At 34.9% G+C, this 912-nt stretch carries 2 protein-coding genes; both read left to right on the top strand.

The window, feature by feature from the left end:
* Nucleotides 1-414: 414 nt before the first annotated feature.
* Nucleotides 415-642 carry a GTP-binding protein gene (locus tag ACEW7V_RS02125; protein ID WP_374695304.1) on the top strand — a complete coding sequence of 76 codons (228 nt, stop codon included), beginning with the start codon at nucleotides 415-417 and terminating at the stop codon, nucleotides 640-642.
* A 52-nt stretch (nucleotides 643-694) separates the two neighbouring features.
* Nucleotides 695-886: a hypothetical protein gene (locus tag ACEW7V_RS02120; RefSeq protein ID WP_374695303.1), complete on the top strand. Its 192-nt coding sequence runs from the start codon at nucleotides 695-697 to the stop codon at nucleotides 884-886.
* Nucleotides 887-912: the final 26 nt, after the last annotated feature.

Below are 912 nucleotides of genomic sequence, written 5' to 3'. Positions count from 1 at the left end.
TTAAGTAAAACAGCGCCTACTTATTCATTTTGTTAACAAAAGAATTTGGGACTTTATATTCACTACATATGCCAAACAGTTTCAGTTTGTTCATCTTGCCCGGTTATCAATAATAAAGGTTGCTCCATCCAAAATCCTACAGGCATCAACGTAACATGTGGAAACACAATACGGTGGCCTTCAAAAAGCAGTAGCTACAGATGCGATTCCTCTTCACTTAAATTTATCTGTTGAAGTAGGCGCCATCATGTAATTCTCCGATAATTTATGTGGAACAAAATTTTTCAGAAGGAGGGCTTCCTGCATTAATATGTATAATAAGTTAATATTACGAGTTTTTCATTAGAAAAACTGTAATATTGGCATTATTATCATATTGATGCAGGAAAGCACCACTATTATTTGTAAAGAATTTTGTTCCACACCGGAAAAATTCATAAAATCGGAGAAACCTATGATGGCGCTTCTCAGATGGATTGGATGGAACAAGAACAAGAAAGAGGAATCACTATTACCTCTGCTGCTACTACTGCTTTTTGGAAAAACCACTGTATCAATATTATTGACACTCCTGACACGTTGATTTTACGGTGGAAGTTTCTCTGCTCTCTTAGAGTTTTGATGGAGCAGCACAGTTATTGATGTTCAGGCAGGAGTAGAACCACAAACTGAAACTGTTTGGCGCCAAGCTTCAGTGAATATAAAGTCCCAAGAGTTATTTTTGTTAACAAAAATGGATAAAGTAGGCGCTGATTTTAGCATACAGTGCAACTTCATAAACAACAGGTCCTTTTTGATGCCCTTCAATAGTAGTGTGAAAAATGACTTTAATAGCATCATTGATTTATTAGAAATGAATGCTTTTTTGAATAATCTTTCACTTTAAAAACAGAAAAACGATTTCATATTCTA

This window comes from Areca yellow leaf disease phytoplasma (assembly GCF_041920595.1).
The sequence above is the reverse complement of the archived record's forward strand: the minus strand, read 5'-3'. Positions and strand labels throughout refer to the sequence as shown.